25 protein-coding genes are annotated in these 24,416 nt (G+C 34.6%); 14 read left to right on the top strand and 11 right to left on the bottom strand.

Annotation, left to right across the window (positions count from 1 at the left end):
* Positions 1-173 precede the first annotated feature (173 nt).
* From dnaJ to HNQ00_RS04710, 4 genes are all read right to left on the bottom strand, one after another.
* Positions 174-1,295 (bottom strand): molecular chaperone DnaJ, encoded by a 1,122-nt coding sequence (gene dnaJ / locus HNQ00_RS04695; protein ID WP_173837179.1) that lies wholly within the window; start codon positions 1,293-1,295, stop codon positions 174-176.
* Between the two features lie 93 nt (positions 1,296-1,388).
* Positions 1,389-1,967, bottom strand: a complete 579-nt coding sequence (locus HNQ00_RS04700) for a nucleotide exchange factor GrpE (protein ID WP_173837399.1) — start codon at positions 1,965-1,967, stop codon at positions 1,389-1,391.
* 328 nt (positions 1,968-2,295) lie between these two features.
* Entirely contained in the window at positions 2,296-3,666 is a 1,371-nt protein-coding gene (gene hisS, locus HNQ00_RS04705; RefSeq protein WP_173837180.1) for a histidine--tRNA ligase, read from the bottom strand.
* A gap of 106 nt (positions 3,667-3,772) precedes the next feature.
* Positions 3,773-4,942 (bottom strand): hypothetical protein, encoded by a 1,170-nt coding sequence (locus HNQ00_RS04710; RefSeq protein ID WP_173837181.1) that lies wholly within the window; start codon positions 4,940-4,942, stop codon positions 3,773-3,775.
* A gap of 139 nt (positions 4,943-5,081) precedes the next feature.
* On the opposite strand from HNQ00_RS04710, the gene HNQ00_RS04715 reads away from it, so the two are divergent.
* Positions 5,082-6,326, top strand: a complete 1,245-nt coding sequence (locus tag HNQ00_RS04715; RefSeq protein ID WP_173837182.1) for an ABC transporter permease — start codon at positions 5,082-5,084, stop codon at positions 6,324-6,326.
* Positions 6,327-6,332: 6 nt separating this feature from the next.
* Here the strand turns inward: HNQ00_RS04715 and prmC are convergent, their stop codons facing one another.
* Together prmC and HNQ00_RS04725 are read right to left on the bottom strand one after the other, a co-directional pair.
* A complete protein-coding gene (gene prmC, locus HNQ00_RS04720; RefSeq protein ID WP_173837183.1) occupies positions 6,333-7,187 on the bottom strand; it encodes a peptide chain release factor N(5)-glutamine methyltransferase in 855 nt (284 codons plus the stop codon).
* Positions 7,188-7,222: 35 nt separating this feature from the next.
* On the bottom strand, positions 7,223-7,708 hold the full coding sequence (locus tag HNQ00_RS04725) for a GNAT family N-acetyltransferase (protein WP_173837184.1): 486 nt from the start codon (positions 7,706-7,708) through the stop codon (positions 7,223-7,225).
* A 117-nt stretch (positions 7,709-7,825) separates the two neighbouring features.
* Between HNQ00_RS04725 and ribD the strand changes: the two genes are divergently transcribed.
* From ribD to HNQ00_RS04740, 3 genes are read left to right on the top strand one after another with little or no spacing between them, the layout of a single operon-like run.
* Positions 7,826-8,866 carry a bifunctional diaminohydroxyphosphoribosylaminopyrimidine deaminase/5-amino-6-(5-phosphoribosylamino)uracil reductase RibD gene (ribD, locus tag HNQ00_RS04730; protein WP_173837185.1) on the top strand — a complete coding sequence of 347 codons (1,041 nt, stop codon included), beginning with the start codon at positions 7,826-7,828 and terminating at the stop codon, positions 8,864-8,866.
* The gene (locus HNQ00_RS04735; protein ID WP_173837186.1) at positions 8,859-9,461 is read left to right on the top strand and encodes an HAD family hydrolase; all 603 of its coding nucleotides are present in this window, start codon (positions 8,859-8,861) and stop codon (positions 9,459-9,461) included. Before ribD ends, HNQ00_RS04735 begins: the two co-directional genes overlap by 8 nt.
* Before the next feature lie 8 nt (positions 9,462-9,469).
* Positions 9,470-10,102, top strand: coding sequence for an IMPACT family protein (locus HNQ00_RS04740; RefSeq protein ID WP_173837187.1), 633 nt, complete (start codon positions 9,470-9,472; stop codon positions 10,100-10,102).
* Between the two features lie 22 nt (positions 10,103-10,124).
* On the opposite strand, the gene HNQ00_RS04745 is transcribed toward HNQ00_RS04740, so the two are convergent.
* Complete coding sequence (locus tag HNQ00_RS04745; protein ID WP_026708615.1) at positions 10,125-10,526, bottom strand: acyl-CoA thioesterase; 402 nt, start codon at positions 10,524-10,526, stop codon at positions 10,125-10,127.
* 197 nt (positions 10,527-10,723) lie between these two features.
* Between HNQ00_RS04745 and dnaA the strand changes: the two genes are divergently transcribed.
* The 10 genes from dnaA to scpA all read left to right on the top strand — a co-directional run bounded on the left by dnaA (position 10,724) and on the right by scpA (position 20,719).
* Positions 10,724-12,151, top strand: a complete 1,428-nt coding sequence (gene dnaA, locus HNQ00_RS04750; RefSeq protein WP_026708614.1) for a chromosomal replication initiator protein DnaA — start codon at positions 10,724-10,726, stop codon at positions 12,149-12,151.
* A gap of 7 nt (positions 12,152-12,158) precedes the next feature.
* The gene (locus HNQ00_RS04755) at positions 12,159-12,626 is read left to right on the top strand and encodes a low molecular weight protein-tyrosine-phosphatase (protein ID WP_173837188.1); all 468 of its coding nucleotides are present in this window, start codon (positions 12,159-12,161) and stop codon (positions 12,624-12,626) included.
* Positions 12,627-12,729: 103 nt separating this feature from the next.
* The gene (locus HNQ00_RS04760; RefSeq protein WP_173837189.1) at positions 12,730-13,452 is read left to right on the top strand and encodes an SAM-dependent methyltransferase; all 723 of its coding nucleotides are present in this window, start codon (positions 12,730-12,732) and stop codon (positions 13,450-13,452) included.
* A gap of 65 nt (positions 13,453-13,517) precedes the next feature.
* Positions 13,518-13,661, top strand: coding sequence for a hypothetical protein (locus tag HNQ00_RS04765; RefSeq protein WP_173837128.1), 144 nt, complete (start codon positions 13,518-13,520; stop codon positions 13,659-13,661).
* 91 nt (positions 13,662-13,752) lie between these two features.
* Positions 13,753-14,880, top strand: coding sequence for a methionine aminotransferase (locus tag HNQ00_RS04770; protein WP_173837190.1), 1,128 nt, complete (start codon positions 13,753-13,755; stop codon positions 14,878-14,880).
* A 68-nt stretch (positions 14,881-14,948) separates the two neighbouring features.
* Positions 14,949-15,830, top strand: a complete 882-nt coding sequence (locus tag HNQ00_RS04775) for an SDR family oxidoreductase (protein WP_173837191.1) — start codon at positions 14,949-14,951, stop codon at positions 15,828-15,830.
* Positions 15,831-16,082: 252 nt separating this feature from the next.
* On the top strand, positions 16,083-16,691 hold the full coding sequence (gene udk, locus HNQ00_RS04780; RefSeq protein ID WP_173837192.1) for a uridine kinase: 609 nt from the start codon (positions 16,083-16,085) through the stop codon (positions 16,689-16,691).
* Between the two features lie 126 nt (positions 16,692-16,817).
* On the top strand, positions 16,818-17,147 hold the full coding sequence (locus HNQ00_RS04785) for an FtsB family cell division protein (protein ID WP_173837193.1): 330 nt from the start codon (positions 16,818-16,820) through the stop codon (positions 17,145-17,147).
* A 27-nt stretch (positions 17,148-17,174) separates the two neighbouring features.
* Positions 17,175-18,539: a methylmalonyl-CoA mutase subunit beta gene (locus HNQ00_RS04790; RefSeq protein ID WP_173837194.1), complete on the top strand. Its 1,365-nt coding sequence runs from the start codon at positions 17,175-17,177 to the stop codon at positions 18,537-18,539.
* 50 nt (positions 18,540-18,589) lie between these two features.
* Positions 18,590-20,719, top strand: a complete 2,130-nt coding sequence (gene scpA, locus HNQ00_RS04795) for a methylmalonyl-CoA mutase (protein ID WP_173837195.1) — start codon at positions 18,590-18,592, stop codon at positions 20,717-20,719.
* 56 nt (positions 20,720-20,775) lie between these two features.
* Here scpA and HNQ00_RS04800 read toward each other — a convergent pair whose 3' ends face one another.
* From HNQ00_RS04800 to dapF, 4 genes are all read right to left on the bottom strand, one after another.
* Positions 20,776-21,417: a peptidoglycan-binding protein LysM gene (locus HNQ00_RS04800; protein ID WP_173837196.1), complete on the bottom strand. Its 642-nt coding sequence runs from the start codon at positions 21,415-21,417 to the stop codon at positions 20,776-20,778.
* Positions 21,418-21,944: 527 nt separating this feature from the next.
* Positions 21,945-22,985 (bottom strand): endolytic transglycosylase MltG, encoded by a 1,041-nt coding sequence (gene mltG / locus HNQ00_RS04805; protein WP_173837197.1) that lies wholly within the window; start codon positions 22,983-22,985, stop codon positions 21,945-21,947.
* 10 nt (positions 22,986-22,995) lie between these two features.
* Positions 22,996-23,529, bottom strand: coding sequence for a GNAT family N-acetyltransferase (locus tag HNQ00_RS04810; protein ID WP_173837198.1), 534 nt, complete (start codon positions 23,527-23,529; stop codon positions 22,996-22,998).
* Positions 23,530-23,565: 36 nt separating this feature from the next.
* A complete protein-coding gene (gene dapF, locus HNQ00_RS04815) occupies positions 23,566-24,348 on the bottom strand; it encodes a diaminopimelate epimerase (RefSeq protein WP_173837199.1) in 783 nt (260 codons plus the stop codon).
* Between the last annotated feature and the right edge of the window lie 68 nt (positions 24,349-24,416).

Consider the following 24,416-nt stretch of genomic DNA (forward strand, 5'->3'; position numbering starts at 1 on the left):
ATTTATATGCACAGCATGACTATCAAAAAACTGTGACTGTGTAAAAGTAAATAATTAGTATCGAAATCTTTAGGATTGTTACATAAAAAAACCCACCCTCGCATTACACAAGGATGGGAAATATAGTATACTATACACTACTGCAATAGTAGCATTAGTATTGTTTCTTTAACTTAAGAAAACATATCTTTTACTTTTTCAAAAAATGATTTGTCTGACTTTTCAGGATTAGGAACAAAATTTTCATCTTCTAGATTTTTCTCGAAAAATTGTTTTTGTTCTTTGTTCAAGGTTTTAGGTGTCCATACGTTAACATGTACTAATAAATCACCGCTTCCGTATCCATTGATACTTGGAATTCCTTTCCCTTTTAATCTTAAAATCTTACCTGATTGAATTCCTTCTTCAAGCTTGATTCTTACTTTACCGTTGATTGCTTCGATATCTTTAGAAACTCCTAAAACAGCCTCAGCAAAACCAATGTATAAATCGTAGTGCAAGTTTTCAGCTTCACGCTTTAAAAACTCATGTTCAAGTTCTTCAATCGCCACGATTAAATCTCCAGGAACGCTGTTTCCAGGTGCATCGTTTCCTTTATTAGAAACTTTTAATTGCATACCATCAACAACACCTGCAGGAATTTTTATTGAAACTGTTTCATCTTCTAGAATCATACCTTGAGCATCTGCCTCAGCAGGTTTTTTATCTAAAATTTGACCCGAACCACCACAAGTAGGACAAGTAGAAGCAGATTGCATTCTACCTAAAATTGTGTTTGTAACACGCATCACTTGACCTTGACCGTGACAAGTACCACATGTTTTATAAGATACTCCTGGCGCTTGAATTTTACGTTTTACTTTAACCTTCTTTTCTACACCATTAGCAATTTCTTCTAATGTCAATTTTACTTTGATACGTAGGTTGCTACCTTTAGTTCTACGTTGACCTCCGCCACCGCCACCAAAGCCGCCACCGCCACCAAAAGCACTTCCAAAGATGTCTCCAAATTGGCTAAAGATATCATCCATGTTCATGCCGCCTTGACCGCCGCCACCAAATCCTCCTGAACCATCAAATGCTTGATGACCATATTGATCATACTTTGCTTTCTTACCTGGATCACTTAAAACTTCGTATGCCTCAGCCGCAACCTTAAACTTTTCCTCTGCCTCTTTGTCGCCAGGATTCTTGTCAGGATGATACTCTAATGCTTTTTTTCTGTAAGCTTTCTTAATAGCTGCAGCATCTGCACCTTTAGAAATACCTAATATCTCGTAAAAATCTTGTTTCATTTTAATTTGTATTTTATTGAATACTAGTATGCACTAGCCTCCTTTTTTTAGATATACTATTAAAGACAATTATTTTATCTTCAAGTGCTTTCTCTATTGCCCGATTACTACTTTAGGAAAACGGATAATTTTGTCTCCTAATTTGTACCCTTTTTCAAGAACATCAACAATTTTCCCTTTCATCTTGTCAGAAGGAGCTGGTATTTGTGTAATTGCTTCAGCAAAATCAGCATCAAATGCGTCTCCAGCTTTTACATCTACAACCTCTAATCCTTTAGTAACTAAAGTGTTTTTTAATTTCTCATGAATTAATTCAACCCCTTTTGTCATAAGCTCATCTTCAGACTTAGAGATTTCAATCATCGCTCTATCAAAATCATCAAGAACTGGCAACATCGCTAATAAAACTTCTTGATTTGCTGTTTTAAACAATTCAATACGTTCTTTTGTAGTACGTCTTTTATAATTTTCAAACTCAGCAAACAGTCTTAAAAACTTATCTTTCTCTTGTGTTAAGTCTCTCGTTAATTGCTCTTCAACAGTTAATTCTTCGGTCACAACTTGCTCTTCATTAGCGTTGTTCTCAATCGTTACATCTTCTACTTTCTGATCGATTTCTGTGTTTTCAGCTGCCATATTACTAGTATTTTTAAATATATTCTTAAACTTCATTTTTGCACTTTTCTTTGGATGGCAAAAGTACTGCCAAAACTTAAAAAATGTCAAATTGTCACTTTTCATTTTTAAGCTTAAAACACGTCATAAACCACCATTTTGATTAAATAACGTCACTAAAATTAAAATTTAATATAATTTTAAGACAATTATCACTATTTTTTGATAAGTTTGTTTCTGATACGAAGAAAAACTGAGACGGAGACGTCTGACATAAAAGGTGTTTTTTCGATTCGCTAAATTATTAATTCGCGCTTACCCTATACTAAAAAAAGCTTTGTTCTATCAACAAAGCTTTTTTTATATCCCTACCTCAACACTTTTTTTATAGCAAAGCAGCCTTAAGTTCTTCAAGGCTAAGATTCACTTGCTCACCAGTACTAAGGTTTTTTAAGGCATAGTTATTTGTTGCCATCTCTGTTTCGCCGGCAATTACTGCAAAAGGAATACTACGTCTATCTGCATGCTGGAACTGTTTCGCCATTTTGGCACTATCAGGGTACAACTCTACTTTAATTCCTGCTCCACGCAAATCTTTAATTGCTTGCATTGCATACAGCGCCTCGGTATCACCATAATTGATAAAAAGAGCTTTTGTAGCAGCAGTCACTGTTTCAGGAAAAAGATTTAGTTCTTCTACTACAAGATAAATTCTATCAAGTCCAAAAGAGATTCCTACACCACTCATATTTTTTAGTCCAAAAATACCAGTAAGATCGTCATATCTTCCTCCTCCACCAATAGACCCCATAGCAACGGTCTTAGGCGCAGCAACTTCAAAAATTGCTCCTGTATAATAATTCAATCCTCTTGCAAGTGTTACATCTAGGTCTAATACTGCAGTTGCCAAACCTAAGCTTGTTACATTATCACAGATAAAACGAAGTTCAGCCACCCCTTTCATTCCCTCTTCAGAAGAAGCTAATAGTTGTGATAATTTTTCGATCTTCTCTGTAATTGATCCCGTAAAATTGAATAAAGGCTGTACTTTTTCAATTGCTGCAGCATCGATTCCTTTTTCGATCATTTCTTTTTTAACACCGTCTTCTCCTATTTTATCTAGCTTATCTAAAGCAACAGTAAAATCAATTAATTTATCTGATGCACCAATAACCTCAGCAATACCTGATAAAATTTTTCTATTGTTGATTTTGATTGTTACACCTTCTAATCCTAAAGCCGTAAAAACAGTATCATATAACTGCACTAATTCTACTTCTTGCCATAAAGATGTTGATCCCACAACATCTGCATCACACTGAAAAAATTCTCTAAACCTACCTTTTTGTGGACGGTCTGCTCTCCAGACTGGTTGAATTTGATACCTCTTAAAAGGAAATTCAATTTCGTTCTGGTGCTGTACCACATAACGTGCAAACGGCACTGTTAAGTCGTAGCGCAGTGCTTTCTCAGAGATGCTTGCTGTTAATTTAGTGCTATCTTTAGCTTCTAAATGCGCTGCATTGGCTTTAGCCAAATAATCCCCTGAATTTAATATTTTAAAAATTAAACGATCTCCTTCTTCACCGTATTTCCCCATCAAGGTGTCTGAATTTTCAAACGATGGTGTTTCTATAGGTTGGAAACCAAATTTCTCAAAATTACTTCTGATAATTTGCATGATGTATTGACGCTTTGCCACCTCTGTAGGTGAAAAATCTCTCGTTCCTTTAGGTATACTTGGTTTTGATGCCATTATTTTATTTTTAAAATTTACAACATTAGAAAAGTAGCTTAGCACATATGAAAAGCTGCCGCTTCTAAATTAGGTTGCAAATATCTTATTTTTAAAATAAAAAAATTTAGAAATTACCTATAATCTCAAATTCCTTCTTTTTATCTTTATTTAACGAAACTTTTTTCAAAAAAAATCTTAAGTCTGTTGTTAGGGGTAGCTGATTTTGATTATCCCAAAAGTTAGCCAAATAAGGAAATTTAGCCTTGAATATATCCCTATCAACAGGAAAATTAGATTCAACTTTATCATTAGTTATTGTATTTGTTATAAAGTAGTCCATTGCAAAATCTACATAAACTGGTTTGATATCTTTTTTATTTCTCAAAACTTTTAGCTGCGTATTGAGTTTTGAACTTTTTAAATAATATTTATTTAGAATTTCATCTTTACCATAAATAGTAAATCGCTCGTAGCTAGTGGTTTTATATTGCGTATTCGATAATGTAAATTTTATATAAGGTATTAAATCAGGTTGGTCATAAAGCGATATAAAATGCTCCACGATCGCATAGTCATTTTTGTTGATGATAAAATAACCTTTCACCGTTTGCCCCCATGCACTTTTTTCTTTTCCTTCAAATACTATTTTTCGAAAAGTAGCATCATTATATATTACCTCTTTGAAATTTGTTTTCTCTCTAACAGGCATTGGTGGGCTAAAAAACTGATTAAAGTCTGGTAACGTAAAATCGATCGCGTTCTTCTTTTCGAACATACTAGTCTTTCTCATGTTTAGGACTTCGATATCATAAGGATTTTTTGAGTTATCATTTTTACTTCTCTTACCTTGAATATCTTGCAGAATAGTAATGCTATCCTCACTTTTCAAAACGCTTCTTAAAAAGAAATTAGCCGTGTATTCTTTGATGAAATTTTCGCTCATTTTATCATACACTTTTTTCATAAAAGGTTCAACATTAGAAACAAGCACTTCATCTAATATAAAAGCTTTAGATTCCATAAAAATAGTATCCTTTTTTGCTATAGCATCGAAAATGCTTTTTATAGAATTGTAACCTAATAACTTAAAATTAATTTCATTTGTACTGGAATTAAAAATAAAAAAACCTTCATGATTTGTTGAAGAGTTATCAACGTCATTAGAAATGCTAACATTTTCCAAAGGTAGTTTTGTCTCCTGATCAACAATCAATTTGCTAACTTTTAAAATTTGTGAGCTTCCTACACTACTCATAAAAAGGACGCAATATAGCGTAAAGAAGGTGTTTTTCATTTTTAATCTTTATAAATTAAATTTCTGACAATCAAACAAATATGCGATTTTAAAACAGCAAATAACTTATTTTTAAAATAAATAATACTTCTTCTAAAACAAACTTGTAACAAAAATTGTATTTTCGTGTCAAACAAGTATGATGCTAAATTTATTTAAGGAAAACGTACGAATTGCGGTGGGTTCTATACGAACTCAAATGTTAAGAACTGTTCTTACCGTAATTATTATTGCTATAGGAATCACTGCACTTGTGGGAATTCTAACCGTGGTGTCGGCATTAGAGAATACCATCTCATCTGACTTTGCTTCTATGGGAGCCAACACTTTTAATATTAAGCAATACGAAAACGTGACGAGAAGACGTGGCGGAGACGAGCGCGAAGTAATCAATCCTATTATTTCGTATCCTGAAGCCGTTGCTTTTAAAAACAAATACAAATATCCTTTTACAGATACTTCAATTTCATTTACAGCCACAAGTACGGCTGAAGTAAAATATGAAGCCGATAAAACAGATCCAGAAATCTCTGTAGTAGGTGTAGACGAATTTTTCTTAACAAATTCAGGTCTCAAAACTGATCTAGGACGTAATTTTACCAATTTTGACATTAGCAATAATACCTATTCTTGTATCGTAGGATCTGATTTTGGAAAAGGTCTTTTTAAAGATATTAATCCTATTGATAAAATAATTTCGATACGCGGTGCCCGCTTCAAAGTTATAGGAATGCTCGAAGAAAAGGGTTCCACCTTTGGTAACAGTCAAGATTTACGTGTTTTAATTCCCATTCAAGTTGCACGATCCTTGTTTACAGCCCTTAACATTAATTACACGATGAGTGTTATGGTGGAGAAAAAAGAACTGTTAGATCAAGCGATTGATAATGCTAACAACACTATGAGACGTGTTAGAAAATTAAGCCCTATTAAAGACAACAACTTTGGAGTCGTTCGTTCTGATGATTTAATCAATCGTATTTTGAGCATTACGCAGTATCTAGGAGTAGCTTCCTGGTTCATTGGGATTATCACCATTTTAGGATCTTCTATCGCTTTAATGAATATCATGTTTGTATCTGTGACTGATAGAACGAGAGAAATTGGAGTTAGAAAAGCATTAGGAGCCAAACGTACTACAATTGCCTATCAATTTTTTATAGAGACATTAATCATTGGCCAACTAGGAGGAATTGTGGGAATTATTTTTGGTGTACTAATAGGTTTTGGAATCGCAACAGCCATGGATTTTGTATTTGTAATTCCGTGGATGGCGATTATTGCCGCTTTCATTACTAGTTTTATTGTCGCTATCATTTCAGGTCTATATCCTGCACTTAAAGCCTCTAAACTAGACCCTGTAGAATCATTGCGATACGAATAAATCGCTTTACTTTTGACTTTTTGTCATTCGATCATTACCGTAAATATCTTTTTGTAACGCTATGTTTTTAAATGCGAATTCTTCTAGTAAAGAAATGGTTTCTTTACCTAGATATTGATTGATTTCATAGTATAAATAGCCCCCGTTCACCAAGTGTTGCTGGGCTAATGCGGCTATTTTTCGATAAAAAATCAAAGCATTATCATCAGCTACAAAGAGCGCTAAGTGAGGTTCGTACTCTAAAACATTCTTTTTGATCTCCACTTTTTCTAAGTTTCGAATGTAAGGTGGATTAGAAACGATAATGTCAAATTCTTGCTGTAGCTTTTCTGTATTCAATATATCTGCTAGTATAAATGTCACGTTAACACCATTCTTTTCAGCATTTTTTTTGGCTGTAGCCAAAGCTTGCTTAGAAACATCAATAGCAAAAACCTCAACATTAGAAATGTTTTTTGCTAATGCAATAGCGATACAACCACTACCGGTACCTATATCTAAAATTTTCAATGGTTTTGTGGCTAGACTATTTTTACAATCTGAAACAATCCAGTCTACTAATTCCTCTGTCTCTGACCTAGGAATTAAAACATTTTCATTAACATTAAATTCCATTCCGTAAAAATGTGCATTTCCTAAAAGATATTGCACCGGAATTTCTAGCTTTAATTGCTGCAGTAAATCATTGTAATACTCTATTTCTATTGGCGTAAAACCAAGATCAAGGTGTAGCGCTAAATCAATTCTACGAAGTTTGTTTTTCTCCTCCAGTATCAAGTAAAAGAAGCTCTCTGCTTCGTCTGCACCATGAATTGGCGTAAGTTCTTGAATAAAATGATCGCGGTATTGTTTAATAGTCATAAGCGTAAAATTCCTTGAAATGTAATGCTAAGTTTTTATAATTTTTTCAACATCCAGATTGGACACGAAGTATGACCCGTGCTTCCCATAGGCTGATCGATGTATTCAAATCCTGATTTTTTATACAGTTTTTGAGCACCATGCATAAAAGGCATTGTTTCTAGATAACAATTTAAATAGTTAAACTCCCGTGCTGTTTGCATACAAGTTTCCATCATTTTTGCCCCTAGCCCCAAACCTCTAGTTGCTGGCGCAAAATACATTTTTTGTAATTCACACAAACTTTCGGCCTCATTTTCTAAAGGTGCAACTCCAGCACATCCCACTATTTTACCTTCCATTTCTAGAACAAAATATGCAGCTCTAGGCTTGCTGTATTCTTCAAACATTAAATCTAAATAGGGATCTTCATACGCCGTTCCTACTTTTGGAATCTCCATCTCATCAAAAACCGCACGTATTAAAGCCGCAACAGCAGGATTGTCTTTTTTCTCAATCTTTCTAATGATTCCGTTTTCCATTTTTACAAAGCTAAATTAGTATGGTGCAAAAATAGAAATACTTTACGGCAATTCATCGTGCTTTCAAAACTAATGTTAATCCTTCGGCTTGAGCCTAAAAATAATTACTTTTGCATAGTGAACATACATGAAAAATATATCCAGCGTTGCATAACCCTAGCCAAAAATGGCTTAGGAACGACTTACCCTAATCCTATGGTAGGTAGTGTTATTGTTTATGACAACAAAATAATAGGAGAAGGTTGGCATAAAATGTCTGGCGAAGGCCATGCCGAAGTAAATGCCATTAACTCCGTAAAAGATAAATCGCTACTTAAAAAGGCAACAATATACGTGAGTTTAGAACCGTGCAGCCATTTTGGCCGTACGCCACCTTGCTGTGAATTGATCATAAAACATGAAATTCCATACGTTGTAGTAGGAACTGTTGATCCTAACATTCAAGTAGCAGGAAACGGAATCAAGAGATTGGTTGCGGCTGGAGCCAAAGTTACTGTAGGTATCCTAGAAAAAGAATGCATCTCCTTGAACAAGCGTTTTTTTACTTACCACTTAAAAAAACGTCCGTACATTATATTAAAATGGGCAGAAAGCCGCGATGGTTTTATAGCACCGGAAAGTAAAGACGAACAGCAGCCCGTTTGGATTACAAATACATATTCGAGACAATTAGTCCATAAATGGCGCAGTGAAGAGCAAGCCATTCTTGTAGGCACAAAAACCGTCCTTGATGACAACCCTAAACTCGATGTTAGAGATTGGTCAGGGTCAAATCCTGTGAGAGTGGTACTAGACCTTCACAATCGAATTCCAGAGTCACTTCATGTAAAGGATGGAAAAGTCAAAACGATTTTCATCACCACAGTAGCAAAAGAAGGAACAGCTATGGTTGTTTATGAAAAAGTAAATACTAGCGAAGAACTGGCAAAGCAAATTACCGCAATTCTATACCGCCATCAATTACAGTCAGTTATTATTGAAGGAGGACAGCAAACGATTCAAACTTTCATTGATGCTAATCTATGGGATGAAGCACGCATTTTTAAAGGTAATTCCGTTTTTACAACAGGGACTGCCGCTCCAACAATTCAAGGAAAGGAATTTGAAAAGCACCATATAATGACTGATGAATACATGAAAATTTACAACCATGATTGATGCCATTATATTTGACTTTGGAGATGTTTTTATCAATTTAGATAGAAAACTCACTGAAGAAAGTTTTAAAAAACTAGGTCTCGATAGCTGGACAAATGATTTAGAAGCTTTAAATTTTCAGTTTGAAATAGGCGCAATCACAGAAAACGATTTTCTCGAAGGCATTCAATCTAAAATCCCAAATAGTACTATAAATGAGATCAAAGCAGCTTGGAACACGGTCTTAGCCGATTTCCCAAGTTATAGATTAGACTTTCTAAAAAAACTATCTAAGCAATACCGTCTCTTTTTACTAAGTAATACTGATGCTATACATATCACTAATTTCGAACAAAATATAGGGAAAGCCTATTATGAGGAGTTTTATTCTTGCTTCGAAAAAGTATATTTTTCATTTGAATTAGGAATGCGCAAACCAGATGCCGCTATCTATAATCACGTTTTGATCGAACAGCAATTAAAACCAGAAAACACTTTATTTGTAGACGATAAAAAGGAAAATACAGTTGCTGCAGCTGCATTAGGAATTAAAGTATGGCAATTACATGTAGGTCAAGAAGACGTCATTGATCTCTATAGTAAAAACGTAATCTAAAAGTACATTTGGAAATTAAAGACACTTATAATACCATTGCCATTGCTTCAGAAGAAATATTGTTCAAGGAAAAGAACAGTAAATTCTTTGGCTACGCCTTTCCTATAACTTCAGAGGAAGAGTTGAAGCCTATTATTGAAGTCTTACGAAAGAAACACCCACATGCAGGTCATTTTTGCTATGCCTATCAAATAGGGACCGATCCAATAAGCTATCGCGCTAATGACGATGGAGAACCTAGCAATAGCGCTGGCATGCCTATCTACGGTCAATTACAATCCTTTGATGTTACCAATACTGTTGTGATCGTCGCTAGATTGTTTGGGGGAACTAAACTAGGTGTAGGTGGTTTAATATCTGCCTATAAAACAGCAGCTCAACTAGCATTAGAAAGTTGTGAGATCATCGAGAAAACGATTGACATTCATTATGTCATCTCATTCGATTATAAAAACATGAATAAAGTCATGCGCGTAATTAAAGAGAAAAACCTTGACATTGTAGATCAAGGAATGGAAATGAATGCTGAAAACGGACTTCCAGTTGGGATTATCGAAATCAAAATAAGAAAAAAAAATGCCGAACAAATAGCCGACATTTTTAATTCGCTTTATGAAATTGATATTCAAATTAAAGAATAATCAGTTTCTTAATCTAAAACTTTTATAAATGTAAAAGTTTCTCTTTTACATACTCAGGAGGAGCCGTTGGTCTACCCGTTTTCATATCCACAAAAACCAAAATAGAATTGGCAATTGTTAATAACTCCGATTGCTCGTTGTAAATCTCATAGTCAAATTCAATCTTAACTGAACTTTGACTTTTCAAGATTGTTTTTATTGTTAGCAAATCATCATAGCGGGCAGGTTTTTTATAATTCATATTAAGAGAAACTACCGGAAGCATGATTCCGTTTTCTTCCATCCATTTATACGAAACCCCCAGGTTTCTAAGCCATTCCACGCGACCCATCTCAAAATATTGTGCGTAATTCCCGTGATAAACGACCCCCATCTGGTCTGTTTCTGAGTACCTAACTCGTACTTTTAACTCGTGTTCTTTCATAATTATTTTATACTTTTATAGCTTTATATTTCATCAACTTTACCTTACTTACAACAATATTAGTTCAAATTCAACCACTAATAATTTTTTTTTATAGAATTTTGTTCACATATTTGTTACCCCGAAAAAAACGGAAATATCAGCCTTATTTTTCAACAAATACAACGCTTACTTAATACAATAATTTAACAGAATTTATGAACAAAACTGCTCAATCAGTATGGGAAAACTGTCTGTCTTTTATCAAAGACAACATTCAAGACCAAGCCTATAAAACATGGTTTGAGCCTATCAAGTCAGTTGAACTTACCGATAACGCATTGTATATTCAAGTTCCAAGTAAATTCTTTTATGAATGGTTAGAAGAGCACTATGTTAAACTTCTAAAAGTAGCACTTACTAAGGAGCTTGGTAAAAATGCTAAGTTACTTTATAAAATTAAGATGGAGAACACTTATGGTAATAAACAACCGTTCACAGAACAGTTGCCTAGTGCCAATAGAGCTCCTATGAAACCGCAAAACGTTGATGCTCCTTTTAAGAATCTAGATCCTGAATTAAAGAATCCATTTGTGATTCCTGGAATTAGAAATTTAAAAATAGAATCACAACTTAATCCTAACTATAGTTTTGATAACTTCCTCGAGGGAGATTCAAATAGATTAGCGCGTTCTGCAGGTATGGCTGTTGCCAATAAACCAGGTGGAACTTCGTTTAATCCATTACTTATTTTTGGTGGTGTAGGTTTAGGAAAAACACACTTAGCTCATGCTATAGGTGTTGAAATTAAAGACAAATACCCAGAGAAAACGGTACTATATATTTCAGCAGAAATTTTCACACAACAATATATTGACTCTGTAAAAAAGAACAATAGAAATGACTTTATTCACTTCTATCAACTTATAGATGTCTTAATAATTGACGACGTGCAGTTCCTTTCTGGTAAGTCAGGTACACAGGATGTGTTTTTTCACATTTTTAACTACTTGCATCAAAATGGTAAACAAGTAATCCTAACTTCAGATAAAGCGCCTGTTGATATGCAAGATATCGAACAACGCTTGTTATCTCGATTTAAATGGGGATTATCAGCCGAGTTACACCAACCAGATTACGAAACTAGAATTTCGATCTTAAAAAATATTCTGTATCGTGATGGTGTTGAAATTCCAGAAGATATTATAGAATACGTAGCTAGTAATATTAAGTCAAATGTACGTGAACTTGAAGGAGCTATAATCTCTTTGATTGCACAATCTTCTTTCAATAAAAAAGAAGTAACAATTGATCTAGCAAAAAGCGTAGTTGAAAAATTTGTTAAGAATGTAAAACGCGAAATCTCGATTGACTACATCCAGAAAATTGTTTCGGACTATTTTCAATTAGACTTAGAAATTCTACAATCAAAAACAAGAAAAAGACACGTTGTACAAGCCAGACAATTAGCCATGTTTTTTGCTAAAAAATACACAAAGGCTTCGCTTGCTAATATTGGCTCGCAAATTGGTGATCGTGATCATGCCACTGTATTACATGCTTGTAAAACAGTAGATAACTTAGTTGCTACAGACAAACAATTTAAAAAGTTTGTTGACGACATTCAAAAAAAATTAACGCTTTAGAACTACCATGCCAACGAAAATTTTGATGGTTTGTTTAGGGAATATTTGCCGGTCACCATTGGCCGAAGGAATACTTGCATCTAAACTTCCAACAGATAACTTTACTGTAGATTCTGCAGGAACAGGTTCGTGGCACGTGGATCAGTCTCCTGATAAACGATCTATCGCTGTCGCAAAAAAGCATCACTTAGACATTTCGAAACAAAAAGGACGACAGTTTAAAAAGGCTGACTTTACTACTTTTGATTATATCTTCGTTATGGATAAATCAAATTACAACGATGTACTTGCCTTAACTGACAACCAACAGCAAAGAGATAAAGTAAAACTAATTCTTAACGAGCTCCATACTGACAAAAACCTAGATGTTCCTGATCCTTATTTTGGAATCGAAAATGGTTTTGAAAAGGTATACAGCATGCTTGATGAAGCCTGTACTATTATCGCTGACAAATTGCTTCGCCAACAAAAATAAGCCAATCCCTTCCCTATTATTTTTAATAGATTCCTTTATTATATTCTCATATTAATGCCGTTCTTTGCGGTATTCAATTAGTGTAAATAATAAATCTATATTCATGAAGTCACCAACTCTTTTAGGAAAACTGTACTTAATTCCAACTACAATGGGCGAATGCGATCCTATGGATGTATTACCTCAAACCGTAAAAAGAACCATTGATTTCATAGACCATTATATCGTCGAGAACGAGAAAACAGCTCGAAAATCTATCAAAGAAGTACATCCTGATAAGAAACAATCTGATTTGATCTTATTTACATTGAACAAGCGTACAGAAGTAAAAGAACACCTTGAGTTTATACAACCTTTACTAGAGGGAAAAAATGTAGGCTTGATGAGCGAAGCAGGTTGCCCTGGTGTAGCTGATCCTGGTGCTGTTATTGTAAAATTAGCTCATGACAAAGGCATTCAAGTGGTTCCCTTAGTTGGACCATCTTCAATATTACTAGCTATGATGGCTTCAGGAATGAACGGTCAAAGCTTTACTTTTCATGGTTATTTACCTATCGAAAAAGACGAAAAGAAAGCAAGCTTTAAAAGTTTAGAACGCATTTCATTTGAAAAAAATCAATCTCAAATTTTCATTGAAACACCGTACCGCAACAATAAATTATTCGAAGACTTAATACAGACTTTAAATCCTGAAACCCATTTATGTATCGCTACCGATATTACACTACCTACAGAATATATAAAGACCAAGAAAATTGCAGCTTGGAAAAAAGAAACCATCGATTTACACAAACGACCTACTATTTTCATCATTCATAAAATGTAATTTTAAAACTACATTTAGAATCTTTTATTACATTTGATCTATTAACCAAACTAAAATTTACCAAGATGAAAATAAACAATAAAGATCTTAAAATATTTGTGTTAGGAATGGTTGCGTTGTTCACCATACAAACAGTTTACGACTGGAAACAAGTCAAAGAGGATATCACAAGAGGATGGAATGATGGATCGAATCAAAGCATTAAATAAACTTAAATAATTTAGAATTCGTTCACAAGCTAAATCTTTAAATCTCGTTATAAAAGGCTATTTTTATAATGAGATTTAAAGATTTTTTTTTATGAGCAAACTACCCAATGTAAAGACCAGTATATTTTCGATAATGTCAAAAATGGCCGCTGAATACAATGCCATTAATTTATCGCAAGGATTCCCAAATTTTCCAGTAGATAAAAAACTAACTACTATCGTTGAAAAACTAGCTAGTGAAAATGTACATCAATATGTACCTATGGCGGGCTATCCTCCTCTTCTAGATAAAATAGCGCATCTAACTAAAAATTCCTACAATAGAAGTGTTTCTTCAGATATCGAAATTCTAGTAACAGCAGGTGCTACTCAAGGAATTTTTACAGCAATACAAGCATTGGTAAATAGTAATGAGGAAGTAATCATTTTAGATCCAAGTTATGATTGCTATGAAGCACCTATACTTCTATGCAACGCAAAGCCAGTACGCATTCCCTTAAACGATGATTACACCGTAAACTGGCAAACTGTAAAAGAGGCTTGTTCGAATAAAACAAGAATGATCATTATCAATAATCCGCACAATCCCACAGGAAAAACGCTTAATCAAGCTGATTTTGCTTCTTTAATAAAAATTATGGATGCATTCCCAGATATAATTTTGCTATCTGACGAGGTTTATGAATACATTACTTTCGAAGAAAAGCATTTATCTGCCCATTTACAACCCACATTAGCAAATCGTGCTATTGTTGTTTCATCCTTTGGAAAGTCATTACATATCACAGGCTGGAAAATTGGCTACCTTATTGCTCCAGAACACTTAATGATCGAAATTAAAAAAGTACATCAGTATTTAGTTTTTAGCGTGAATAGTATATGTCAAGTTGCCATCAGCCAATATCTAGATGTAGTCTCAATCGAAAACATTCGCGAAAGCTATCAACAAAAAAGAGACTTATTTAGATCTTTATTAAAATCGAGTCGTTTTGAACTATTGCCATGTGAAGGCACCTATTTTCAAGTAGCCTCTTACACAAAGATTAGCAATGAAAATGATGTCGATTTCTGCAAACGCTTAATTACAGAACACGGAGTTGCTGCCATACCTATTTCAAGCTTTTATGAAAACGGAACAGACTTAAAATTAATTCGTTTTTGTTTTGCAAAAGATGATGAAACACTTAGAACTGCTGCTATAAAGTTATGCCAAGTATAATTCTTAATTAATTTACTATGCATGCCTATTAAACTAAATCGTTATATTTACTATAAAAACTATAGACCATGAATTATACTGCAAAAATGTTGCGCGACGACGCCCTTAGAGATAAAGTGATTGTTGTCACTGGTGGAGGTAGCGGATTAGGTAAAGCGATGACCAAATATTTCTTAGAGCTTGGAGCAAAAGTTGCCATTACTTCTAGAGACCTTGAAAAACTTAAAAAAACAGCTCAAGAATTATCCACTGAAACATCTGGAACTTGCCTGCCGCTTCAATGTGATGTGCGCCATTATGATCAGGTAGAAAATATGCTACAACAAGTACTAAAGGAATTTGGAAAAGTAGATGTCTTACTCAACAATGCAGCAGGTAATTTCATTTCCCCTACAGAGCGCTTATCAGCAAATGCATTTGATACTGTAATAGATATTGTTTTAAAAGGAACTAAAAACTGTACACTCGCTTTTGGTAAGCACTGGATTGACACTAAGCAAACCTCCGCTACAGTTTTAAATATTGTCACAACATATGCATGGACAGGATCTGCTTATGTCGTTCCTAGCGCCACTGCAAAAGCGGGCGTACTTGCTATGACTAGAAGCTTAGCGGTAGAATGGGCAAAATATGGTATTCGTACAAACGCCATTGCCCCAGGACCATTCCCTACTAAAGGCGCTTGGGATAGATTACTACCAGGAGACCTTGCCGAAAAGTTTGATATGGCAAAAAAAGTTCCGCTTCAGCGAGTGGGAGACCATCAAGAATTAGCCAACTTAGCAGCGTACTTAGTTTCTGACTTTTCAGCTTATGTAAACGGAGAAGTTATTGTCATCGACGGTGGTGAGTGGTTAAAAGGTGCAGGACAATTCAATATGCTCGAAGCTATTCCAGAGGAAATTTGGGATCAGCTAGAAGCGATGATCAAGGCAAAAAAATCAAAATAAAGGACTTTATATAAAGCGTATCTATTAAAAGATGCGCCTTTTTTTAATAGGTAGTAGCATCAGTAAATAAATAATTTCTTCTGTTTATCTAAGCGTTAAGGCGTAAAAAGGCAACGATTTAGCAACTAATATAGTTAAAACGCTAGCATTGTTCAAAATAATCGATTATTCATAATTCTAATTTAGCAATTCCCTATTTTACATCTATTATTTGCTATTTTTGCACCCAATTAAACAAAACTCAAACACAGTATGCTAATTATAGGAATCGCCGGAGGAACAGGGAGTGGGAAAACAACTGTAGTTCATCAAATTATGAATGAATTACCAGAAGCAGAAGTAGGTATTATTTCGCAAGATTCTTATTATAAAGAGAACCATAACCTTAGTTTTGACGAGCGTGCTTTGATAAATTTTGACCATCCTCGAGCTATCGATTTTGAACTTTTAGTGACGCATTTAAAGCAGTTAAAAGAAAATCAAACCATTCAACAACCCGTATATTCTTTTGTAACACACAATAGAACTGAAGACACTATTACTACTCATCCTAGAAAAGTGATGATTGTTGAAGGGATTCTAATACTAGCAAATCCAGAATTAAGAGACTTATTTGACGTAAAAATTTACGTTCACGCTGACTCTGACGAACGATTAATTCGCCGTTTAAAAAGAGATATCGCTGATCGCGGTCGCGATATGGACGAGGTATTAAACCGTTATCAAAACACCTTAAAACCTATGCATCAGCAGTTTATAGAACCTACTAAAGCCTTTGCTGACATCATTATTCCTAACGATAAATACAATACGGTGGCAATTGATGTAGTTCGTGCTGTAATTAATCAAAGAATTCTATAAATTTATTGTAATTTTATAACTGTATATTTTAATAATTAAGAGCTATTTCCTGCTGTACACTATATCTTAGCTGCCAAACACTGGCAACTAAGGATGCCGTTTCCATCAGGGCTAAAAACCAACCTAATGATCAATCCTTATAAAAATAGTACCTGGTTTAAATGTGTTAGCAATAAATACATCTGGGTCTTACTCTTTTTTACTGTCTGGATGGTATTTTTAGACAATTACTCTTACTTTGATCACCGTTTTCTCGATGACCAAATTGGTGAACTTGAGGACAATAAAGAATACTACCAAGAAGAGATTAACAAGGATGAAGAGCAAATCAAACAGCTTAAAAATCCAGAACAAATCGAGAAATATGCTCGTGAGAAATACTATATGAAAAAAGAAAACGAAGATATATATCTTATCGAATTCGAAAGTGATAGTATTGAAAACAGCATGAAATAAATCCTAGAATTTCTTAAACAAAAATAGATGGCTACTAATTATTTTGAAGACTTTGACGCTGTATCTTCCAAGCAATGGAAACAAAAAATACAGTTTGAATTAAATGGTGGCGATTACAACGACACCTTAATTTGGAATTCTCCTGAAGATATCAAGGTAAAACCTTTTTACCACAAAGATGATTTTTCAAAAATTGGTACAATTGGTACAAAAGCATCTGCATTTAAAATAGTTCAAGACATCTTCGTTTTTGATTTAGAAAAATCAACTGAACGCGCCTTAGACACCATAAGTCGTGGTGCCGAAAGTTTGCGTTTTACTATTGAAAACGATACAATAGCAATAGAAAATGTCTTAAATAAATTACCTTTAAACGACATTACCGTTTATTTTGATATGCGCTTTTTATCAATCGATTTCGTAAAAAGATTAGAGAGTATTGCTAGCAGTTTTAATACGCAATTTTTCTACAATTTAGATCCTATTGGGCATCTAGCCAAAGACGGAAATTGGTACACTACTGCTGACAAAACTAATTTTGACACGTTAAACGCAATAACATCTGCTGTTACAAAAAATACGGTAGTAAGCATTGATGCTACTTTGTATCAAAATGCAGGAGCTAATATGGTTCAGCAAATTGCCTATGCTGTAGCACACGCAAACGAATATTTTAATAGAATGCCTATCCTTAAACAGCAACTCGTTATTAATGTTGCCGTAGGAACAAATTACTTCTTTGAAATTGCAAAACTTAGAGCCATCCGCTTATTATATAAAGCAGTAGCAAAAGAATACAATCACGATTTAGATTGCCATATTTTTGCTGTGCCTACAAAGCGCAATAAAACATTATACGATTACAACGTTAATATGTTGCGAACTACCACAGAGTGCATGTCAGCTATTATTGGAGGTGCTGACGCTGTTTCAAATTTACCTTATGATGCCTTATATCACAAGGACAACGAGTTTGGCGATCGTATTGCTAGAAACCAACTCTTGATTTTAAAAAAAGAAAGCTACTTTGATAAAGTTGATAACCCTGCTGATGGATCGTACTACATTGACACATTGACAAGTCAGCTTGCTGAAAAAGCATTGTTGCTTTTTAAAAATATCGAAGAGAACGGTGGCTTTTTAAAACAGCTTAATGAAGGTATAATTAAGAGAAAAATACAAGAAAGTGCAGACAAGGAACAGCAGTTATTTGATTCTGGTAAAGAGGTATTATTAGGGACTAACAAATATCCTAACAAATTAGACCGAATGAAAGACGACCTAGAGTTATTCCCTTTTGTAAAAGTCAATCCTAGAAAAACATTGATTACTCCTATTATCGAAAAAAGATTAGCAGAGAAAGCAGAACAGGAGCGATTAGCTACTGAATAACCGCAACGTTTACTCTCCTATTATTTAACAGTGAAAATTACGCGCATCCTATGATACGAAACGACCTTAAAAATATTCAGCTCGACTATTCACATACTGATAGTAAAAGTACCTCTACTAAAAAAGAAGGTTTTTTTACCGCAGAAAATATTGAATTAAAGGAAACATACAGTCCAGAAGATACTGCAGCATTAACCCATCTCGATTTTGGAGCTGGTTTTGCACCTAACTTACGTGGACCTTATACAACTATGTATGTACGTAGACCATGGACCATACGTCAATATGCTGGCTTTTCAACCGCAGAAGAAAGCAACGCATTTTACAGAAGGAACTTAGCCGCTGGACAAAAAGGATTATCTATTGCCTTTGATTTACCCACACATAGAGGCTACGACTCAGATCATGAGCGCGTAGTAGGAGATGTAGGTAAAGCCGGAGTTGCCATAGACTCTGTAGAAGACATGAAAGTACTTTTTGACCAAATACCTTTAGATCAAATGTCGGTTTCAATGACTATGAATGGAGCCGTTTTACCGATCATGGCTTTTTATATTGTCGCTGCCGAAGAACAAGGAGTTGCAACAAACCTACTTTCAGGAACGATACAAAATGATATCCTGAAAGAGTTCATGGTTAGAAATACCTACATCTATCCGCCTACTCCTTCGATGAAAATTATAGCTGATATTTTTGAATATACCAGTAAAAAAATGCCCAAATTTAATTCGATATCGATCTCAGGATACCACATGCAAGAAGCAGGTGCTACCGCAGATATTGAATTAGCATACACACTAGCCGACGGATTAGAATATATAAAAACCGGATTAGCAACAGGAATGAAAATCGATGAGTTTGCTCCTCGCCTATCGTTTTTCTGGGCCATTGGTATGAACCACTTTATGGAGATTGCAAAAATGCGTGCCGGACGAATGATTTGGGCAAAATTAGTAAAGCAATTTAATCCTGAAGACGAGAAATCACTAGCATTAAGAACACACTGCCAAACTAGCGGATGGAGCTTAACAGAGCAAGACCCTTTTAACAATGTAGCTCGAACATGTATCGAAGCAACTGCAGCAGTTTTTGGTGGAACACAATCGCTACACACTAATGCCTTAGATGAAGCGATCGCTTTACCTACAGATTTCTCAGCAAGAATAGCACGTAACACTCAGATTTTTTTACAAGAAGAAACCAAGGTTACTAAAACTGTTGACCCCTGGGCAGGTAGTTATTATGTAGAATCACTAACAGACCAAATTGCACAAAGCGCTTGGAAATTAATTGAGGAAGTAGAAGAGCTAGGCGGCATGACAAAAGCCATCGAAGCTGGTATCCCAAAATTAAGAATTGAAGAAGCTGCAGCTAGAAAGCAAGCAAGAATAGATAGTGGCCAAGATATTATTGTAGGCGTTAACAAATACCGTTTAGATAAAGAAGATCCGTTGCAAATTCTGGATGTAGATAATCAAATGGTACGCAAGCAACAACTAGAGCAATTGGATAAAATTAAAGCAACTCGTAATACTGCAAAAGTTGAGGAGTCATTGCAAAAGTTAATTGCCTGTGCTAAAACTGGGGAAGGTAATTTACTCGAAATTGCCGTAGAAGCAGCACGCCATAGAACTACTTTGGGTGAGATTAGCGATGCTCTTGAAACTGTATTTGGACGTTATAAAGCACAAATTAAATCATTTAGCGGTGTGTACAGCAAAGAGATTAAAGATGACAAAAGTTTTGAACAAGCTAAGCAGTTAGCAAACAGTTTTGCCAAACAAGAAGGTAGACGTCCTAGAATTATGATTGCTAAGATGGGTCAAGATGGACATGACAGAGGTGCAAAAGTAGTTGCTACAGGATATGCCGATGTAGGTTTTGATGTAGATATAGGTCCGTTATTTCAAACACCTGCCGAAGCAGCAAAACAAGCCGTGGAGAACGATGTGCATATTTTAGGAGTATCGTCTCTAGCTGCAGGACATAAAACATTAGTACCTCAAGTAATTGAAGAATTAAAGAAATATGGCCGAGAAGATATTATGGTTATTGTAGGTGGTGTTATTCCAGCTCAAGATTACCAATACTTATTTGATGCGGGGGCAGTAGCAGTGTTTGGTCCCGGTACAAAAATTGGTGAAGCAGCAATTAAAATTCTAGAAATTTTAATTGACTAATACCTTAAAATTTAAAGCATAAAAAAAGCGGTTCAACTCAGTTGAACCGCTTTTTTTTATCTTAAACTTACTCTTGCGTTAATATTAGCAGCGATAAAGGAAGTATCATAACCTCCAAATGCTTCCATATAACTCCGTATAGAGGTTCCGTATGCGTCTTTTATGTACTTCTTACCGTTATTCTTGAAATATCTTTTAACTGATCCTGCACCTCCTAAATGAGCCGCAGCTAAAATACCTGATTCAGTCACTAAAATTCCATTCACAACTGTTCCTTGATAGCGTGCAATTACATCTTGTAATATAGCTTTGTTTTTTGACAACAATGCCACAAAGGCACGCTCTTGAATTTTAGGGCTTCTTAAAAAGAGAAGACTGTCTCTAACTCCTACTGATTTTAAAGTTTCAACTCCAAATTGATATTTTCCTAAATACCCAAGTGAATTGATTTTTTTGTATTTACCCTGAGATTCTTTATACCCTAAAGCTTCTTTAAAGCCTATGAATAAATTCCCTGTAAAAGGAATGTTCATACTGGTATAACTTTCCTCTTCTAAAGATGGATACAAGTATTGTTTTCCATCTATATTTTTTACTAGAAACCACTTATTCTTGTCTAATTTAAGGGGTTTAAAACCGGCGCTTAAAAAGGCTACAATAATTGCTAAACTCGCATAAAAATACCACTTCTTTACCATAAATTGTTTTTCTTCAAAACGCTGTCCCGTCATGAAATTTCTGCGGGCAAAGATACAACATTTTTTATAATACTGAATATCAAGTTGTTAATCTTGTCTAAAAAGCAAAATTTGAAACTTTAATTCCCTCATTACCCGAGTATTCTAGACTGCTAACACGATTATTAAATATTTACAATCCGCTTAATTTACAATGTAAAAGTAGGTTTAAACCATGCCGTTTTGTCGAGCAAAACCGTTTTATGGCAAAAAAACGACTTTAAAAAGCTATGTAAAACAACAAAAAAAGTAAGGTAAATATTATTTTTGAGCGTCTGCTTTTTCTAAGTGTATGTGTTCAATTTTGTTCTTTCGAATATAAATGCTACCGTGATGATAACCAATTCTAATTATTGATACAGTATGCAGCAGCATCTATTTAAATGTGTTTGCCACAAGCTTGTCTTTACAGCATTAAAAAAGGCGTTAAAAAATGCCCTATAGCTATCTTTTAACACCTAATTAAATTTATTGTATTCGATAAAATATTACCTTTTTACTCCTTGGCTATTGATCCAATCAGCATACTTTTTAGCATTTTTATTATGCTCGGGTAAAGTTGCAGCAAATTCGTGATAACCAAATCGGTCAATACTCGCACAAAAATAGATGTAATCATTTTGCTCTGGACTTAACACTGCTTCCAGCGCGGTAATATCAGGCATGGCAATAGGTCCTGGTGGCAATCCTATATTCACATAAGTGTTGTAAGGAGACGACATCGTTAAGTCATTGTAAAAAACGCGTTTAATAACTTGGTTGAAGTCATTGTCTCTTTTCTTCATGGCGAAAATCACTGTTGGATCTGCTTGCAATGGCATGCCTATTCTCAAACGATTTAAATACACACCAGCAATACGGGGGCGTTCGTCTTTTTTTACAGATTCCTTGTGTACGATTGAAGCGAGTATCGTTGCTTCAATAGGGGTAAGTCCTTGTTTCTCTGCTTTAGCCAAACGATCTGCGTTCCAGAAATTGCGGTATTCCTTGATCATCTTATCTCTAAACTTTAACGCAGACGTATTCCAGTAAAACTCATAAGTATTAGGTATAAACATTACAAATACATTGTCTTCATTAAAACCATTTTCCTTTAAAAATATAGAATCCTTAAAAGAAGTCAATAACGACGTACTATCTGCCTCTATTTGTGCGCCTACTCTACCAGCAAGATTTTCTACTCTTTCTTGATTGTTAAACGCTAGACTTACTGGAACATTTGAACGTAAACTTTGTACTAACTCATAACTATTCATCCCTTTTTTAAGCAAGAATCTTCCTGATTTAAAAGTCTCTGGATAACTTCTTTTTTGAGCTACAAGATCAAAGCGTTCCATATCGTCAACATACTGTGAGATAATTTTTTCGGCATCAGGATAGCTTGCGTCTGTAGGGATGTGAACGTACACTTCCTTCTCGCTAAACTTAGTATTTTCAGAGAAAATTTGTCTCATTAATATAAAACCATATATTAATAATGCAGATACTACTACAATCGAAACGATTGATATAATTTTTTTTAATGTCAAAATCTATAATTTAAAATTGTTTGTTTATCAATTGGTACATATTCTCGTCGCTGTAACTGCCGTTTGTCAATATCCAATCTTTTTTTGTCCCGATATATTCGAAACCAAATTTAATAAAAAGCGCTATACTCGCTACATTTTTTATGTCAATATTAGCATAAAGTTGGTGCAAATTTAAATGATAAAAACTGTACTCAATTAGTAAGCTAAGTGCCTCAGAACCTATATTTTGTCCTCTACTACTTTTTTCATGTATCACGATACCTACACCTGCTCTATTATTTCTAGGATCAAAATCAAATAAATCAATCAGTCCTACAGCAGGAAAGTCTTCGTCTTGACAAATAGCCAAGCGTAATTGTTTGGCTTCATATATGTCTTGATGCGCGTTTTCTAGGTATTGTTTCACCAGAAACCTACTGTATGGCGTTTGGGTGTTACTTACACTCCATATTGATTCATCATTTTCTATGGCATAGATAAACTCTAAATCATTGGGTTCAAGAGCTCGAATATATATATTATCTCCTTTTAAGGTCATCATGTAATTTTGTGGTTATGTGTAAAACTCGGAAAGGTATTAGACCATGAATGTTCCTTCAAAAACAAACACTGCAGGTCCAATTAGAAACACATTCGAATACCCATTTTCTGTTTTATCAAATTTAACCGCCAGCTTTCCGCCTTCTAGATTTACATTTACAGTGGTCGCTGTAGTCAAGCCATCATTATGCATAGCGATTGCAACAGCTGTAGCGCCAGTTCCGCAGGCTAATGTTTCGTCTTCAACACCTCTCTCATACGTTCTTAATGCAAAAGTGTCCTCGCTAAGCTTGCTAACAAAATTAATATTACTTCCTTCTGCACCATATAATGTACCATATCGCAAAGCTGCACCAGCTACCTTTACATTGTACTCTTTAAGATCGTTCACGATTTGAACATGATGCGGCGATCCTGTATTTAAAAACGAATATTCTTTTTGCTTAGTGATAGTTGAAACATCAATCATTTGTAAAGAGACAATTCCATCCTCTTGAATTGTTGCGTGATGCAAACCATCAATCGCGTTAAAACTAGTATGATTATCGATTACAGCCATTTTTTTGGCGAAAGCTACTAGACATCTCCCTCCATTTCCACACATAGTACTTTGATTTCCATCTGAATTGAAATAGACCATTTTAAAATCAGAATTTTCATCATTCTCTAATAGAATAAGTCCGTCGCCACCAATACCAAAACGGCGGTCGCAAAGATGCGCAATAAGTTTTGTGTTTTCTTTAGGGAAATCCTGTAAACGATTGTCTATCATTACAAAATCATTTCCTGTCCCTTGATATTTATAGAATTTAAGTTGCATTTGTAGTAGTATTATGAACCGTAAAAGTACGATTATTAATGAAATGTTAATCGGTGTTAAATACAGTT

This window comes from Flavobacterium aeripolare (assembly GCF_013294025.1).
In the GTDB taxonomy this organism is placed as follows: Bacteria; Bacteroidota; Bacteroidia; order Flavobacteriales; family Flavobacteriaceae; genus Flavobacterium.